The 14,971-nt window shown below is 36.9% G+C and carries 14 protein-coding genes; 7 read left to right on the top strand and 7 right to left on the bottom strand.

Annotated elements, in window-relative coordinates:
• Positions 1–11 precede the first annotated feature (11 nt).
• The 5 genes from bamA to lpxA are packed head-to-tail and all read left to right on the top strand — an operon-like array spanning position 12 to position 5,400.
• Entirely contained in the window at positions 12–2,528 is a 2,517-nt protein-coding gene (gene bamA, locus V5M36_RS07425) for an outer membrane protein assembly factor BamA (RefSeq protein ID WP_338563670.1), read from the top strand.
• 36 nt (positions 2,529–2,564) lie between these two features.
• Positions 2,565–3,053 (top strand): OmpH family outer membrane protein, encoded by a 489-nt coding sequence (locus V5M36_RS07430; protein WP_338563672.1) that lies wholly within the window; start codon positions 2,565–2,567, stop codon positions 3,051–3,053.
• A gap of 3 nt (positions 3,054–3,056) precedes the next feature.
• Positions 3,057–4,127 carry a UDP-3-O-(3-hydroxymyristoyl)glucosamine N-acyltransferase gene (lpxD, locus tag V5M36_RS07435; RefSeq protein WP_338563674.1) on the top strand — a complete coding sequence of 357 codons (1,071 nt, stop codon included), beginning with the start codon at positions 3,057–3,059 and terminating at the stop codon, positions 4,125–4,127.
• A gap of 2 nt (positions 4,128–4,129) precedes the next feature.
• The gene (gene fabZ, locus V5M36_RS07440) at positions 4,130–4,615 is read left to right on the top strand and encodes a 3-hydroxyacyl-ACP dehydratase FabZ (protein WP_338563677.1); all 486 of its coding nucleotides are present in this window, start codon (positions 4,130–4,132) and stop codon (positions 4,613–4,615) included.
• Positions 4,612–5,400 (top strand): acyl-ACP--UDP-N-acetylglucosamine O-acyltransferase, encoded by a 789-nt coding sequence (lpxA, locus tag V5M36_RS07445; RefSeq protein ID WP_338563680.1) that lies wholly within the window; start codon positions 4,612–4,614, stop codon positions 5,398–5,400. The genes fabZ and lpxA overlap by 4 nt, the downstream gene beginning before the upstream one ends.
• Positions 5,401–5,540: 140 nt before the next feature.
• On the opposite strand, the gene V5M36_RS07450 is transcribed toward lpxA, so the two are convergent.
• The gene (locus V5M36_RS07450) at positions 5,541–6,395 is read right to left on the bottom strand and encodes an alpha/beta hydrolase family protein (protein ID WP_338563683.1); all 855 of its coding nucleotides are present in this window, start codon (positions 6,393–6,395) and stop codon (positions 5,541–5,543) included.
• A gap of 125 nt (positions 6,396–6,520) precedes the next feature.
• Here V5M36_RS07450 and V5M36_RS07455 point away from each other — a divergent pair, with 125 nt between their 5' ends.
• The gene (locus tag V5M36_RS07455; protein WP_338563685.1) at positions 6,521–6,973 is read left to right on the top strand and encodes a hypothetical protein; all 453 of its coding nucleotides are present in this window, start codon (positions 6,521–6,523) and stop codon (positions 6,971–6,973) included.
• Positions 6,974–7,434: 461 nt separating this feature from the next.
• Here V5M36_RS07455 and V5M36_RS07460 read toward each other — a convergent pair whose 3' ends face one another.
• Complete coding sequence (locus tag V5M36_RS07460; RefSeq protein WP_338563687.1) at positions 7,435–7,686, bottom strand: hypothetical protein; 252 nt, start codon at positions 7,684–7,686, stop codon at positions 7,435–7,437.
• A gap of 529 nt (positions 7,687–8,215) precedes the next feature.
• On the bottom strand, positions 8,216–9,508 hold the full coding sequence (gene brnQ, locus V5M36_RS07465; protein ID WP_338563690.1) for a branched-chain amino acid transport system II carrier protein: 1,293 nt from the start codon (positions 9,506–9,508) through the stop codon (positions 8,216–8,218).
• Between the two features lie 360 nt (positions 9,509–9,868).
• On the opposite strand from brnQ, the gene map reads away from it, so the two are divergent.
• A complete protein-coding gene (gene map, locus V5M36_RS07470) occupies positions 9,869–10,663 on the top strand; it encodes a type I methionyl aminopeptidase (protein ID WP_338563693.1) in 795 nt (264 codons plus the stop codon).
• Positions 10,664–10,761: 98 nt separating this feature from the next.
• Here the strand turns inward: map and V5M36_RS07475 are convergent, their stop codons facing one another.
• From V5M36_RS07475 to V5M36_RS07490, 4 genes are all read right to left on the bottom strand, one after another.
• On the bottom strand, positions 10,762–11,952 hold the full coding sequence (locus V5M36_RS07475) for a benzoate/H(+) symporter BenE family transporter (RefSeq protein WP_338563696.1): 1,191 nt from the start codon (positions 11,950–11,952) through the stop codon (positions 10,762–10,764).
• A 148-nt stretch (positions 11,953–12,100) separates the two neighbouring features.
• Positions 12,101–12,748: a leucine efflux protein LeuE gene (gene leuE / locus V5M36_RS07480; RefSeq protein WP_338563699.1), complete on the bottom strand. Its 648-nt coding sequence runs from the start codon at positions 12,746–12,748 to the stop codon at positions 12,101–12,103.
• A 211-nt stretch (positions 12,749–12,959) separates the two neighbouring features.
• Entirely contained in the window at positions 12,960–13,949 is a 990-nt protein-coding gene (gene tal / locus V5M36_RS07485; RefSeq protein WP_338563702.1) for a transaldolase, read from the bottom strand.
• A gap of 89 nt (positions 13,950–14,038) precedes the next feature.
• Complete coding sequence (locus V5M36_RS07490) at positions 14,039–14,929, bottom strand: HTH-type transcriptional regulator AceR (protein ID WP_338563705.1); 891 nt, start codon at positions 14,927–14,929, stop codon at positions 14,039–14,041.
• Positions 14,930–14,971 lie beyond the last annotated feature (42 nt).

Here is a 14,971-nt window from a genome sequence, read left to right on the forward strand (position 1 = left end):
AAACAATAGGCATGCAGCACAAACATTTATTTATGCCGTTGGCACTCATTAGCGCGATGGCAGCAGTACAACAAGTATATGCAGCTGACGAGTTTATCGCGCGTGATGTGCGAGTAGATGGATTAGTACGATTAACCCAAGCAAATGTATTGGGGATGTTGCCCGTCAATGCTGGACAGCGTATTTCTGATCCGGTCATTGCAGATGCGATTCGTGCTTTGTATGCCTCTAATGCATTTGATGATATTCAAGCCTTTAAAGAAAATGATGTTCTTGTTTTTAAAGTGATTGAACGACCGATTATTTCAAAGATTAATCTGAAGGGTAATAAACTTATTCCCAAAGAAGCTTTGCAAGATGGTCTAAAAAAAATGGGCTTGGCTGAAGGTGAGGTGCTGACGAAGTCATCATTACAAACTTTGGAAACTGAGCTTGAGCAACAGTATGCTCAACAAGGCCGTTATGATGCTGATATTAAAGTTGAAACGATTGCACGTCCTAATAACCGTGTAGATTTAGACGTTAATTTTAATGAAGGCAAGCCTGCAAAAGTATTTGATATCAATCTCATCGGTAATACAGTTTTTAAAGATGATGAAATCAAGCAAGTTTTTGCTGTCAAAGAAAGTGGTTGGTTATCTGTTATTTCTCGTAATGATCGTTATGCACGAGAAAAAATGGCAGCAAGTTTAGAATCATTACGTGCGCTTTATTTGAACAAAGGTTATATCAACTTTGATATTAATAGTTCTAATTTAAATATTAGTGAAGATAAAAAACAGATCTTTATTGAAGTTTCAATCAAAGAAGGCCAGCAATTTAAATTTGCCGAAACAAAATTTTTAGGCGATGCGCTGTATAAAACAGAAGAATTAGAAGCGTTAAAAATTTATAAAGATGGCGAAACCTATTCACAAGAAAAAGTGAATGCAGTTAAGCAACTCCTACAGCGCAAGTATGGTAATGCTGGTTATTATTATTCAGAAGTGAATGTTGTTCCTGAAATTAATAATGAAAATAATACTGTTGCACTTAACTATTATATTAACCCAGGTCAACAAGTTACTGTAAGACGTATTAATTTTGCGGGCAATACGAAAACCGCAGATGAAGTCCTTCGTCGTGAAATGCGTCAGATGGAAGGAGCTTTAGCAAGTAACGAGAAAATTGAACTTTCTAAAATACGTTTAGAGCGTACTGGCTTTTTTAGCAAAGTTGACTTAAAGCCTGTTCGTGTACCAGGCTCTCCGGATCAAGTCGATTTAAATATTAATGTAGAAGAACAACACTCAGGTACAAGTACTTTGGCTGTTGGGTATTCTCAAAATGGTGGTATTACATTCCAAGCAGGTTTGAGCCAAACCAACTTCTTGGGTACGGGTAACCGTGTTTCGATAGATTTATCAAGATCTGAGACACAAGATTACTATAACCTGAGTGTGACAGACCCTTACTTCACTATTGATGGTGTGAGTCGCGGTTATAATATGTACTACCGTAAAACTAAGTTAAGTGATGACTATAACGTCAATAACTATGTTACGGACAGTATTGGTGGTGGTTTAACCTTTGGTTATCCAATTGATGAAAATCAAAGCATTAGTGCAGGTCTAAATATTGACCAAACAGAGGTCACCACTGGCCCGTTTGTATCTACATATGTTCGAGATTACTTACTCGCTAATGGCGGGCGTCAGACGAAATCTGCGAAGTATTGTCCTGTAGATTTAGTTCCTATTAATGAAAATGATAAAATAGTGGGATATGAACCATGTTCGGAGCCTGAAATCGAATATGGCAATGAGTTTAAAGGCGATTACTTATCGTACAACTTAAATTTGGGTTGGTCTTATAACACGCTTAACCGTCCTGTATTCCCAACTTCAGGAATCTCACATCGTGTAAACGCAGAAATAGCTTTACCAGGTAGTGATGTTGAATATCAAAAAGTTACCTATGACAGTCAAGCATTATTTCCATTGGGTCGAGACTTTGTACTGCGTGGTTATGGCAAGTTAGGTTTTGGTAACGATTTACCGTTCTATAAAAACTATTATGCAGGTGGTTACGGTTCTGTTCGTGGGTATGACAACAGTACCTTGGGGCCAGCATATCCAGGTGTTACACGGAATGCGACCAATCAAGTCGATCGTGATCCTGAGGAAGTCGGTGGTAATGCTCTAGTTCAATTTGGTACTGAGCTTGTACTTCCAGTACCGTTCAAAGGTGATTGGGCTCGTCAGGTACGTCCTGTGATTTTTGCAGAGGGTGCTCAGGTATTTGACACTCAGTGTGATGTACCACGCGGAACTTTATATTTAAATTCAGCCAATCCTGCTGTAGACGCTAAACAATATTGTAAAGATAATTTTGGCTTTAAAACTGACAATATGCGCTATAGCGTAGGTGTTGGGTTTACCTGGATTACCATGATTGGTCCGTTATCATTGAGCTATGCATTCCCATTGAATGATAAGCCGGGCGATGAAACTAAGAATGTTCAATTTGAAATTGGTCGTACTTTCTAAGTACGATCGATCTGTTTAGATCAAGGATTATAAAATATGAAAACCATACAAAAATTATTAATTGGTGTTGCAGGTTTAAGTTTAAGTGCTATTGTTCAAGCGGCAGGTTATGGTGTTGTTGATTTGCAGAAACTGGTTGAAAGTAGTACTTATTTAAAGCAGCAGAATGCGAGTCTTGAACAATCGATTAAGCCTCAAACGACTAAACTTGAGCAACTCAGTAAAGAAATTGAAGCTTTACAAAAAAGTGCACAAGCTCAAGGTGCGAATGTTCAGCAAATTAATACGCAATATCAAGCGAAATTAACTGAATTTCAAACTATTCAGCAAAGTGTACAGAGTCGTGTTCAAACCACGATTCAAAATACTAATAAGACTTTTGATGCACGTGTGAATCAAGTGGCTGAGCAACTGCGTCAAGAATCGAACTTGGATATGATCTTGAATAAAAATGCTGCTTTAGCATTTGACTCAAAATACGATTTAACTGCTAAAATGATCCAAAAGGTCAATGCAATTAAATAATCAATGAAATCAAAACAGTTTCATCTCGATGAATTGGCTCATCTAGTTCAAGGTGAGCCAATTGGTCAAACTAAACTTCAGCTCAACGGCCTTGCAAGTTTAGCCCAAGCTCAAGCCCATCATATCTCATTTGTCACTGCCGAAAAGCATTTGGCTGATGCACAAAACTCTAAAGCAGGGGCATTGATTGTTACTGCACAAATGCGCGAACTTTTGCCGCAACAGCAGAATTTTATCGTTGTTAATAATCCATATTTAGCATTCGCGATATTGACACATACCTTTGAATCTAAGCAGTTAAAGCGTGGAATTGAGCCTACAGCTCAAATTGATCCTACTGCGGTGATCGCTGATGATACTTATATTGGCCACTATGTGGTGATTGGTGAAAATGTGGTTATAGGTCGCAATTCGATCATTCAGTCTCAAACTAAAATTGATGATGGTGTTCAGATTGGGAATGACTGTTTTATTGACTCGCATGTGACCATTACTGGTGAGGCTAAAATTGCAAACCGAGTCAGGATTCATGCCAATTCAGTGATTGGTGGCGAAGGTTTTGGCTTCGCACCTTATCAGGGAAGATGGAATAGAATCGCTCAGTTAGGTTCTGTACAACTCGGAAATGATGTGCGTATTGGTTCAAATTGTAGTATTGATCGTGGTGCTTTGGACGATACAATTATTGAAGAAGGTGTCATTATTGATAACCTTGTGCAAATCGCGCATAACGTCAAAATTGGTGCGCATACAGCGATTGCTGCTAAATCAGGTATCGCTGGAAGTACGACGATTGGCAAAAACTGCGTACTGGCAGGTGCAGTGGGTGTGGTTGGACATATTAATATCGCAGATAACGTGACTATTACCGGAATGTCAATGGTCACAAAAAGTATTTCTGAGGCGGGTTCTTATTCTTCTGGTACAGGTCAATTTGAAACAAATCAATGGAAACGTACTGTTGTTCGCCTTCGACAATTAGCAGATGTGCCATTGACCAAGTTAGTCAAACAAATAGATCATATGCAGTCTCAAATCGAGTCAATTGAATCAACTTTAAAATTGCGTAAATGAATATGACTGAGTCTACAATACTACCTTTTGCAGTTCCTGAATTACCGATGCAAGTTCAAACGATTCGTGAGTACTTACCACATCGTTATCCATTTCTATTGGTTGACCGCGTTACTGAAGTCACTGAAAATGGCATCGTCGGTTTTAAGAATGTTTCAATTAATGAAGAGTACATGCAGGGACATTTTCCTGGTTATCCAATTATGCCGGGTGTACTGATTGTTGAAGCAATGGCACAAATATCAGGTGTCCTAGGTTTTATAATGAACAACGAGAAGCCAAAAGCGGGTTCTTTGTTCTTATTTGCTGGTGCAGAAAGGGTTCGTTTTAAAAAACAAGTCGTTCCTGGTGATCAACTCGTGCTAAAATCAGAGCTTATCATGCAGAAACGCGGCATTTACAAATATCAATGTACTGCCAGTGTGGATGGTGTGATGGCAGCGACAGCTGAAATTATCATTTCTCATCAGAAACTAGAGCAGGCATGAGCAACAACGAGCTAATTCATTCAACTGCAATTATTGACCCTTCTGCAGTCATCGCACCAGATGTAAAAATAGGTCCTTATTCAATCATTGGGCCGAATGTCACTATTGGGTCGGGCACTACGATCCATTCGCATGTTGTGGTGGGTGGTTATACACGTATTGGTGTAGGAAATGATATTTTCCAATTCGCTAGCGTGGGTGAGATATGTCAAGATTTAAAGTATGCAGGTGAAGAAACCTGGCTTGAAATTGGTGATTACAATAAAATTCGTGAGCATTGCAGTTTACACCGCGGAACGATTCAAGATCAGGGTTTGACTAAAATTGGTAGTCATAATCTTTTGATGGTTAATACACATATAGCGCATGACTGTGTGATTGGTAATAATAATATTTTTGCCAATAATACGGGTATTGCGGGTCATGTGCATATCGGTGATTTTGTGGTGGTTGGTGGAAACTCAGGTATTCACCAATTCTGTAAAATAGATTCGTATAGCATGATTGGTGGTGCATCTTTAATTCTTAAAGATGTTCCAGCCTATGTGATGGTATCTGGTAATCCTGCGCATGCATTTGGTTTGAATGTTGAAGGTATGCGTCGTAAGGGTTGGTCTAAAGACATTATCATGGGTTTAAGAGAAGCCTTTAAGTTGATCTATAAATCAGGGTTGACCACTGATCAAGCTATTGCAAAAATACGTGAAGATATTCTTCCTACGATTGCTGAAGTTCAGCTATTGATTGATTCAGTGGTTGAGTCGAAGCGCGGTATTGTTCGTTAATGATTTAATTAATGATCATCAAAAAAAAAGACATCCTGCGATGTCTTTTTTTTTGCATTTTTTGAACATAAAAAATAAATATATTTTAAACTTTTAACGCATTGCTTAACATTATCAATTATTAATCTTAGAGTTGAAGATCAAGGAATCTGTGCAGTGATTATTGGCCAGATATTTTGATGTGATTTTTTAAACATTTGCATATGACCAATGGATTGATGTTTATACTGTTGAGGTTTTATTTCAATCATATTGGTTTCAGTATTCGGGTAAAGTCGTAAGAGATCTTTCACATTTTTTTCAGTGGCAATTTCATCATCTGATGCCCAGAATACGGTGATCGGTGTTTTTACTTCATGATGAAAATCTTCAAAAATAGTTTTACCTATTGCATTCAAGACATAGCCAGGTTTGCTGCAAAACAATGACCATTGTTTTGCAACATTTTTGGGTAAATTTTCACCCATACCTAAGAATTTCGTTGCTCCATATCCTTTAAGTGTATTGCTCAACGGGAAAATTATATTAAACATAATCGGTGCCATGAATTTAGTACGTCCTTTCAAGTCTTTTACATGACCTGATGAGGCTGCAACCGCAATCAATTTTTCTACTTTACTGTGATTATGAGTAATACCTAGGAGTTGACCGCCTGCGCTATGACCAATGATTGTCACACGATCGCTTGAAGTTTTTTTAAGTAAGGTTTCAATGGCGGCGGGTAAATCCAGTTGGCCCCAATCTTGAATACTGGCCTTTGATTCTTTAAGTGGACCATAGAGTGATTCACCGATACCGCGGAAATCAAATGTAAGTACGGCGTGTCCTTGCTTGGAAAGCCACTCTGCAAGTGCATGGTAGAATGTTTTGGTGATTCCTGTTGCTGGGCTAATCAGAATGGCTGAACCAGTCTGTATAGGCTGAGCGGAATAGAATCGGGCACTTAGTATGTAGTCATCTGAGCAGATTATAGATGTGTTTTCAAAGCTTTTCATTTTGATTGACTATGCTAAATCGTGTTATTGATCTACTCTACACAAGTTCGAACAAGGAATAAGTTTGAAAGCTGACTTAAAAGTCACAGTTAAATGATATCAATAACTTAATGGAGCTAAGTGGAATGTTTGAGGGTTTTGAGTGGTCGGTAAAATTAGGTATTATTTTTAGTGCTTCTTACTTATGGGTGGGAATGTTAACTGGGGTATGGAAATACGTCCAAATTAGTCAATCTAAACAAGCGCGTGCGCATTATTATGTCGATATCGCACATCGAAGTAGTTTGCTTTATGCGCCAGCGACTTTAATTTTAGCTGTAATAGCTTATTTTTCCATTTGGAGTGAACAGACTAACTTAATTTGTATGGTGATTAATTTAATCTTTTTTAGCTTTTCAATTCTAAGTTATATATTTCACGGAATATTACAAGATACGACTAACCAATTTAAGCAACCACACCAGTTAGGTAGATATCAATTACCTAAACTAATAATGAGGATTTTGATGGTGTTTTTGGTTGTTGGCGAGGTGGGTGCAACCACTGTCTTATTGGTGGGTTTAATTCTTAATCTTTAAATACGATGCTTTGATAAAGATGTTTTAATGCTGAGGATCTAACTTAAAAGTTAAGTTAAGATCCTTTTAACAGTGGTACTTCTAATATTGATACTTCAGCAAAGAAATGAGCCGTAGAATCAAAATTTTATAAGTTTAATTTAGTAAAAAAAGATAGTGTAGTGGTCAACAAATATTGGACACAGTTTTAAATTTTAGATTCTCAGAAAATGTACAATAAAGATAAAATATAATTACGATTTTAATAAGATTCTGGGATGATGGGGTATATAAAGGGGTGTCTAAAATCAATGAATGATTTTTAAGTAACTTAAAATTTTTCTATCGTGGGTTGTTAAGATCACTTTGTTATATATGTTTAGCTTATATGGGCGTTATTTTTAAGAGAGTATTTTTAAAATAAGAGGGGGATTGAGATTAATTCATATGCATATGAAAATGGATGACGAATCATCCACTTTCTATTCAAATTCTTGATTTTGTTCTGTTATTTTAGCTGGACGATATTTGTGCTCAAATGAAGCCCATACAAAAAATAAGAAACTTAATACAACAGCATAGACAAAAAATTCAGGTTTTAAATTACCTTGAATGGCGCCTTGTAATAATAAAGTGAGCATCAAAGCAATCGTTGTACTGATAAAAACAACAGCGTTGTTATTGGCCTTCAGGGTATTAATGAAGACTTGCTTATTGAAATGTAATGAAAACATCTCCATCCCTCCTGTTGATGTTTAACTAAACAAGGTGTTTAGTTGAGTGTGTCCTTATAGTTATAACCTTTATCTATTATTATTTCAACAGCAAATACTACTATTATCTAAGTTAAATGTGACATTATTATGACAGCAATGAAATATTTCTATATTTTTTGCAAAAAAATGAATATTGAGTAAAAATATTGATTCTATCAATATAGTGATAAATTGTTCACTAAACAAGGCTTTATGAAACAATATTATGATGTTGAGCAAGAGGGACTGGATCTAATTTTTAGAAAATTCTGATGAATGGTGCAATATTATTATTTTAGCGTGATTTATGTAACATGTTTGAATTTGAAGATAAAATGAGTACTGATGTAAAATTTCATGTCAAAAAATATTAAACAAGTATAACAAGTACAAAATGAAGCTACATGTTTGTAAACAATAAAAGTCCGTTGGGTAAACTTGACGATTATTGATTACGTGTTAAACCAAGTTTGGGTAAAACAGGGCTATAACGACATAACTCAATTTTTTATTTCTTAAGTTTATCGATTGCAAATGCAATAACCAGAACAACGAAGGATGGGATTAGCCAAGCTAAATTCTGTTCAGTTAAAGGTAAACTTTGGAAGGCTAATGGTAAGAATCCATCCAAACCAGCGACTTTTAATCCATCAATGACACCAAATACAAAGGCAATTGCAGTTACAGGTGCAATCACATGTGAAGGTTTATTAAAAAATTTCCAGCAGAAACCCAGTAAAATCACCACTATAGCTGGCGGATAAATTGCACTTAATACGGGTACTGATACTGCAATCAATTTAGTCAAACCGAGGTTTGAAATGATGAATGCGAAACCAACCAAAATGAATACCCATTTTTTATAGGTAATTTTGGTGATTTGAGAGAAATATTCAGCACATGCACATGTAAGTCCGATAGCTGTAACCATACAAGCGATAAAAATCATCGCACTTAAGAACATAGAACCATATGTACCAAAAGCGTGTTCTACATAGGCATGTAAAATAATCGCACCATTGGCTGCATTTGGTGCTGCATCATGACTACCTAAGCCAAGTTTAAACAAGCTTAAATACACAAGGGTTAAACCAATACCTGAGATGAGGCTGGCAATCATTGCGTATTTGGTAATCAGTTTTTCATTCGTGACACCGCGCGAACGAATCGCATTAATAATCACAATACCAAACACCAATGCACCCAAAGTATCCATGGTCAAGTAACCATTGACGAAACCTTCAGAGATTGGGCTGGAAACATAATTGTTAATAGGTGCAGGAATAAATCCAGCAGGAATCATGAAAGCTGCACCACCTAAAATCACTAAAGATAGGATTTTGAGTGGAGAGAGTACATAACCCACAGTGTCTAGAATTTTATTTGGATACAGTGAAATCAAAGTGACAAAAGCAAAATAAATCGCACTGTATATAAGTAAGCTACTGCTTGAAGTGCCAAAATAAGATGAGAAACCAATTTCGTAAGAAACAGTTGCTGTACGAGGTGTTGCAAATAAAGGCCCAACAGCTAAATAACACGCAATCGTTAAAATCAAACTGGCGATTTTACCCAAAGGTGAACTTAGAACTTGTATAGACCCTTGAACGCGTGACAAAGCAATAATTGTAATGACAGGAAGACCAACAGCAGTCACTAAGAAACCCAGTGCTGCCAGCCAAACATGTTCACCTGCTTGCTGTGCCACGATAGGAGGAAAGATAATATTGCCAGCACCAATAAAGAGTGCAAAGGTCATAAAACCTAAGGCAATAATATCTCGTGTACGTAAATTCGTCATAACAAGGAGATAGGTTGAACAAAAGAAAAGGATTTTAGAGGATATGAATTAAGTTTTGGAGTTTATTTTTTATTGATTCTTTATTTAATTAATATTCAAAAATTCGATCTGTTAATAGCTCTCATAAGGGTTAAAATTAAGTAATTGAAATAGAATATTATCTATCATTTTTAATTTGCTTAGATATTGATTTTATTAAGAGTAGTTCAATGTTTGGGATTTGTTGAATTGTATTTAAATGCATATTTTTTGAACAATCTGGTGTGTATTCTAAATTTAAAATTAATATCATGAGTTTGATCAGAGAAATATGCATTTTTAAAGCTTATAATCGATGAGAATTAATTTGAGGTTGTTGACATGAAGGCGGCTAAAATCAGTATTAAAACCGAGCAAGATATTGAAAAGTTAAGAGTATCTGGGCGTTTAGCAGCGGAGGTTTTAGCGATGATTGGTGAGTTTGTGAAGCCGGGTGTGACAACAGAGTATTTAGACGATATTTGTAATGCATATATTGTGGATACGCTCAAAGTGATTCCTGCCAATATTGGCTATTATGGCTATACCAAAACCACCTGTATTTCACCGAATGAGGTGGTATGTCACGGTATTCCATCGGCTAATACAGTATTGGAAGATGGCGATATTATTAATATCGATGTCGCGATTATTAAAGATGGGTATTATGGTGATACCAGTCGAATGTACTATGTCGGTCAAATTAAACCAGAAGCTAAAAAACTGGTGGATACGACTTATGAAGCAATGGTCGCTGGTATTCATGCGGTTAAACCCGGTGCAACATTAGGTGATGTGGGTTATGCCATTCAAACCGTAGCACAGCGAGAAGGTTATAGCATCGTGCGTGAATATTGTGGGCATGGCATTGGGAAGGTTTATCATGAACAACCCAATGTATTGCATTATGGTCAAGCAGGTCAGGGCATAGAACTAAAAAAAGGAATGGTATTTACCATCGAACCTATGGTCAATGAAGGTAAGTCACGAGTTAAAGAATTAAAAGATGGTTGGACTGTGGTTACAGCTGACAAATCAAGATCTGCGCAATGGGAACACATGGTCGCTGTTACCGATACAGGTTTCGAATTGCTTACACCTTGGCCAGAAGGCACAGGGGCGTATCCTGAAATCTAAGTTTAATATTCAAAAAACCTATTCGATTTGAATAGGTTTTTTTTATGCTTGTGTCTTTATATGATGAAGTCTTTATGTGCTGGAGTTTTATATATTGATCACTTCGATTTTTTCCAGTCGAATTTCATTAATCCATAGACAATCCAACCAAAAAGTAATCCCCAAAATGCAGAACCAATACCAAAAAATTGCACACCAGATGCTGAAAATAGAAAAGTCATGAGCGCAGCTTCTCTTTCATCTATTTTTTGAAATGCCAAACTCACGTTGTGACCGATCGTTGCAAATAGTGCAATACCCGCTAAAGCTACAATAAACACACTTGGAAATGCCATGAGTAAACTGGTTAATGTCGCTGCAAATAAACCCATTAATATATAAAAAAAGCCACAGCTCATTCCTGCAATATATCGCTTAGTTGGATCAGGATGAACCTGATCATCAAGACTGACTGCGGCGCTAATTGCTGCAATATTGGTTGAGAAAGAGCCAAAGGGTGCGAACAGGGCTTGAGTTAACCCTGTCCAGCCAACCAAATGTTTAACATTGGGTTGATAGCCATAACTTTTAATCATGGCAAGACCTGGTAGGTACTGAGATGCCATATTAATGATAAATAAAGGAAGCGCTAATCCGAGTACGCCTGCTAGAGTAAATTCAGGTGCGATCCAGACAGGTTTGGCAAATGACCAGTTCAGTTCAGGAATATTAAAATTCATAAAGAATGGACAGATAATAAAACCCGCTATAACTGTAATGACAATGCAATAACGTTGCGCTACTTTTTTGGCGATAAAGTAAATAGCGAGCAGGCTTAATATAAAACCCCAGTCTTGTTCTAGACTTGCAAAGATTGCAATACCAAACTTCAGTAGTACACCTGCCAACATGGCACTGGTTAAACTTTGAGGAATAAAGTTGAGTATTTTTTCAAAAACACCTAAAAAGCCAAGAATGGCGGTTATCAATCCGCAGATGAGAAAAGCCCCCATTGCTTCATTCAAACTATATCCGCTGCCTGTGGCAATAATCAATGCTAATCCAGCAGTAGACCATGACGTGGCTACAGGATATTTAAACTTCCACGATAAAAATAAACCCGATAGTCCAATACTGAGCCCTAGAGCCCAAAACCATGAACTGATTTGATCAGAATTTGCACCTAATATTTGTGCGGCTTGAATCACCAATACTGAGGAAACACTGATCCCAATAAGAAAAGTGATAAAGCCAGCAAAAACGGCAGGGATTGAAAAGTCTTGCAGAAGTGTGGAGGATTTTTTTTGCATATTTTATCGTGTTTTATATAAAAATAGAGGTTTAAATTTAGTCTCTATCATACGCGCTTCAATAACTTGAACCTAGTTAAATTGTGGGTTTCATCGCTGTAAATTTCTCGTTATAGATCACGGTCGATATAAAATTTTAAAGAGTCTTTTATAAAGTTGAAAAAGCGAGTTTGATACCAAATAAGCAAAATAAGAGGCCAATGCTTGATACAGCCACTGCTGAAACACGCTGTCTGGCATTGAAATAACCAGCGACTTTGATCCCTGAAAAAATTAATACAGTCAAATATGCCATGCTTAAAATTTGTAGAATAATGGCAAGAATCGAAAAGCTCAGCGCAGGATAAGCATAATGAGGATCTACGAATTGAATAAAAAATGAGAGATAAAATAATATTGCTTTGGGATTCAGTAGACTAATAGTCAGTGCTGTACGAAAGGGATGAAACGATTGCTTTTCTATTTGTTCCGAGCCTTGAATATGCTGTGGTTTCTGAGTCCATGTGCGGAAACCCGCGATTAATAGCCGAAAACCTAAATAGGATAAATATATTGCGCCGACGATTTTTAAAGCGATAAAAATCCATGGAAAGGTATGTAATAGTGAAGCTGCACCTAGAACTGTACAGAGAATGAGAATGCAGTCTCCGCAGAAAACGCCGAGTGCTCCGATATAACCGACTTTAACGCCATAGCGTGTAGCAATGGACATCACATAGAGAGAGTTTGGGCCTGGTAATAAAATAATTAAAATTGTGCCGATGATAAAGGTTGCTAAATCGGTAATACCAAACACGCTGATTCTCGATGTGAAGAGGTTTTGTGAAGAAATGAATCGAGCCATCGCAAAGACTCGATTCATTTTAATTAGAACTAATTTTAACGAACAACAATGCTAAATAGAACTCATGTTTAAGATTAATCCTAGATATCATTATGCGCGTTTAGAACGCTGATTAAGTAAATATTTTGGTGGATCTGAAAATGAAATCAGATCACACAATATCCTAAGCTTCTATTTCAGCATCAATACCAAAGGATTGACGCAATAAGTGATTCAATTGTTGGCGTGCTTTAATAAATCCATCAATTCCACCTTGCAGCAATTGAAATGCCATCAAGTCATGTTCAAGCTCTTCTTTGAACTGTGCTGCATCAATCGCTTTGTATTCTGTAATCGCTTGTGGATCTTTGTCTGATTTAAGCAGTTGAGCACTGACTTCGCGATGGTCTTGTGATAGTTCAGCAAGCAAATGCGGAGATACTGTGAGTAAGTCGCATCCAGCCAATCCGAGCACTTGTTCTACGCTACGGAAACTGGCACCCATGATTTCAGTTTTAACATCGTGCTGCTTATAAAAATCATAAATTTGTTTAACTGACAATACACCAGGGTCTTGATCGATCGTGTATGAGTCAACTTGTTCAGCTTTTTTGTACCAATCTAAAATACGACCCACAAATGGTGAGATAAGCGTGACTTTAGCATCAGCACAAGCTTTGGCTTGGTGTAAACCAAAAAGTAAGGTTAAATTACAGTGAATACCTTCAGCCTCTAATATTTTAGCGGCTTGAATACCATGCCATGTTGATGCAATCTTAATTAAAATACGATCTTGCTCAATGCCATATGAGTCATATAGCGCCAATAATTCTTTCGCTTTAGCAACAGTTTCTGACGTGTCATAAGACAGCGCGGCATCTACTTCAGTCGATACACGACCTTCGACAATTTTAAGAATCTCAACGCCCAGCTTAACGGTTAAAATGTCAATGGTGCGTTCTATGAGTAAGTCATTTTCATAGCCTTCAGCATATGCTTGAGCGTAGGCAGATTCGATTAATTCTTTATTTTCAGGCAATGATGCTGCAGCGGTAATTAAAGAAGGATTGGTCGTCGCATCTAGAGGACGAAATTGCTCGATAGCAGCAAGGTCACCAGTGTCCGCAACAATCGTGGTCAGTGCTTTTAATTGATCTAATGCTGTTTCTTTCATTGCGATATAATTCTTAGTTAAGATAATTGTTAGATCTTTTATATCACAGGATTATTTTGATTGAGCTTTAAAATGATCTATTTTCGTCATTATTTATTCAAAATACGCTGCTTTCTGATGTGATTAATCAAATAATGAGCAGCTGAGCCCAGTTGGCTTTCACGACTCCATACCAAGTCTACATAATATTCAAACTTTGGCGTGAAGTCTGAGAGTTGTAAAATCTTAAGTTGATTTTTTAAACGGGGATTTTCAATCAACATTTGTTCAGGAAGAATACCCCAGCCTAAACTTTCAATAATCAATAAACTTGCAGAGTGATGGTTGTCTGTGCGCCAGTATTGTTTGGAATATAACAATTCAGGCTTAATCGATTTATCACGACTTGCCACAACAATTTGACGATCTTGTTGAATTTGCTCAAAAGTGACTTGATCATATTGTGCAAGAGGGTGGTTAATCGAAATTACGGGCACCAGTAATTCACGTTTAAGCTCCACAAACTGCTCACTATTTTCCAGTACCTCACGTTCAAACATTAAAGCAAGTTGAGCGCTTTGATTGAGTAGCATATTCAAAGCATCTTCTTGCGGTGCAGTGATAATATTAATTTGCAGTGATGGAAATTTTTTTTCTAATAATAAAATATATTCTGTCCAGCGCATATGCAGTAGCTCAGACACAATCACAATATTCAAAGCGGGTTCTAAACCTACACTGAGAGAATACGCATGTTGTTTCCACTGATTCATCTCAATCAAAAGTTGTTCAGTTTTTTCATATAAAACCAAAGCATGTGCGGTGGGTTTAGGTTCACGTCCTACACGTTCAAATAACAGTAAATTCAAGTCAATTTCTAAATTTGCAATTGACATACTGATTGCTGAAGGAACTTTACCTAATTGGCGTGCAGCTGCCGAAAAAGAACCCGTTTCGATTACGGCTTTAAAAATATTTAGTTGTTCTTGATTTAAGTTCATGACCAAATAATCTATCAAATATATTGAAAGAATCTAACTCGA

Origin of the sequence: Acinetobacter sp. KS-LM10 (assembly GCF_036896575.1) — a bacterium.
Taxonomy (GTDB): Bacteria; Pseudomonadota; Gammaproteobacteria; order Pseudomonadales; family Moraxellaceae; genus Acinetobacter; species Acinetobacter avistercoris.

Coding starts and splice junctions, on each gene's coding strand:
- fabZ (WP_338563677.1), top strand. CDS start 4,130: ATGACTGAGTCTACAATACTACCTTTTGCAGTTCCTGAATTACCGATG.
- map (WP_338563693.1), top strand. CDS start 9,869: ATGAAGGCGGCTAAAATCAGTATTAAAACCGAGCAAGATATTGAAAAG.
- V5M36_RS07490 (WP_338563705.1), bottom strand. CDS start 14,929: ATGAACTTAAATCAAGAACAACTAAATATTTTTAAAGCCGTAATCGAA.
- V5M36_RS07430 (WP_338563672.1), top strand. CDS start 2,565: ATGAAAACCATACAAAAATTATTAATTGGTGTTGCAGGTTTAAGTTTA.
- V5M36_RS07460 (WP_338563687.1), bottom strand. CDS start 7,686: ATGTTTTCATTACATTTCAATAAGCAAGTCTTCATTAATACCCTGAAG.
- V5M36_RS07475 (WP_338563696.1), bottom strand. CDS start 11,952: ATGCAAAAAAAATCCTCCACACTTCTGCAAGACTTTTCAATCCCTGCC.
- brnQ (WP_338563690.1), bottom strand. CDS start 9,508: ATGACGAATTTACGTACACGAGATATTATTGCCTTAGGTTTTATGACC.
- tal (WP_338563702.1), bottom strand. CDS start 13,949: ATGAAAGAAACAGCATTAGATCAATTAAAAGCACTGACCACGATTGTT.
- lpxA (WP_338563680.1), top strand. CDS start 4,612: ATGAGCAACAACGAGCTAATTCATTCAACTGCAATTATTGACCCTTCT.
- bamA (WP_338563670.1), top strand. CDS start 12: ATGCAGCACAAACATTTATTTATGCCGTTGGCACTCATTAGCGCGATG.
- V5M36_RS07455 (WP_338563685.1), top strand. CDS start 6,521: ATGTTTGAGGGTTTTGAGTGGTCGGTAAAATTAGGTATTATTTTTAGT.
- V5M36_RS07450 (WP_338563683.1), bottom strand. CDS start 6,395: ATGAAAAGCTTTGAAAACACATCTATAATCTGCTCAGATGACTACATA.
- lpxD (WP_338563674.1), top strand. CDS start 3,057: ATGAAATCAAAACAGTTTCATCTCGATGAATTGGCTCATCTAGTTCAA.